Genomic DNA, 1,369 nt, shown 5'->3' with positions numbered 1-1,369 from the left:
CCGAGCCGTCGGCGTCGGCCGCGGCCGGCCGGATCGACGTGCCGTTGCGGCCGCGCCCGACCGACTACGAACGCGACGCGGCGGGGCTCGCGCAGGCGGAATTCGCGACCGCGAACTGCTTCGTGCGGCGCGCGGCGCTCGAACGCATCGGCGGCTTCGACGAGCGCTTCACGCGTGCGTGGCGCGAGGACGCCGACCTGATGTTCGCGCTGCGCGAGCATGCGGGGCCGATCGTCGAGGCCGACGCCGCGCGCATCGTGCATCCGGTGCGTCCCGCGCGCTGGGGATCGAGCATCGGCGCGCAGTCGAAGGTGTATTTCGATGCGCTGTTGTACAAGAAGCATCGCACGACCTACCGGCGTCATATCCGGCCGACGCCGCCGTGGCATTACTACGCGGCCGTGCTCGCCGCGCTCGGCGCGATCGGCTGTTTCGCGGCAGGCTGGCCGGCGCCGGCCATCGTGTGCGCGGCGGTGTGGGCCGCGATTACCGTGGGGTTCTGCGCAAAACGGCTGCGCGGCACGCAGCTCACGGTGTCGCATGTGGCCGAGATGATCGTCACGTCCATCGCGATTCCGCCCGTGTCGCTGTACTGGCGCATGCGCGGCGCGCTTCACTTTCGGGTACTTTTCCTATGAAGCTCGATCCCGGCGTCGATTCCGACGGCCCGCGCGGCCCGAAGCGGATCGCGGTGTTCCGCGCGTTGCAGCTCGGCGACATGCTGTGCGCGGTGCCCGCGCTGCGCGCGCTGCGACGCGGCGAACCCGACGCGCGCATCACGTTGATCGGGCTGCCGTGGGCGCGCGAATTCGCGTCGCGCTTCTCGGACTACATCGACAGCTTCATTGCATTCCCCGGCGCACCGGGGCTCGGCGAACAGCCCGAACCCGACGCGGCCACGCGCGAGGCGTTCATCGCCGAATGCCGCTCGCGCGACTTCGATCTCGCGATCCAGCTGCACGGTAGCGGCGCGCACACGAACGCGATCGTCGCGTCGCTCGGCGCGACGCGCACGGCCGGCTTCGTGCCGGCCGACGGCGGCACGGCCGCGCTCGACTGCGCGCTCGTGTGGCGCGACGACGAACCCGAAGTGACGCGCTATCTGGCGCTCACGCGCAAGCTCGGCTACGCGGACTGGGGCGACTACCTCGAATTCCCGCTCGGCGGCCTCGACTACGCGCTGTGGCACGTGCTCTGCGACGAACACGCGCTCGACCCCGGCCGCTACGTGATCGTCCATCCCGGCGCGCGGATGGCGTCGCGACGCTGGCCGGTCGAACGCTTCGCGCAGGCCGCGCGGCAGCTCGCCGACGACGGCTGGCAGATCGTGCTGACCGGCACGCGCGCGGAACTGGCGCTGGCGAGCGCG

The 1,369-nt window shown here is 71.7% G+C and carries 2 protein-coding genes; both read left to right on the top strand.

Annotated elements, in window-relative coordinates; translation table 11 throughout:
- The coding region (locus tag JMF90_RS37200) for a glycosyltransferase family 2 protein (protein WP_305790776.1) at positions 1 to 638 on the top strand (638 nt) is incomplete at its 5' end.
- A partial coding sequence (locus JMF90_RS37195; RefSeq protein WP_201326353.1) for a glycosyltransferase family 9 protein occupies positions 635 to 1,369 on the top strand: 735 nt, incomplete at its 3' end. The genes JMF90_RS37200 and JMF90_RS37195, both read left to right, overlap by 4 nt.

Origin of the sequence: Burkholderia sp. E168m23 (genome assembly GCF_016586125.1) — a bacterium.
In the GTDB taxonomy this organism is placed as follows: Bacteria; Pseudomonadota; Gammaproteobacteria; order Burkholderiales; family Burkholderiaceae; genus Burkholderia; species Burkholderia orbicola.
Note: the sequence above shows the minus strand (reverse complement) of the source record. Positions and strands in the feature narration are given on the sequence as shown.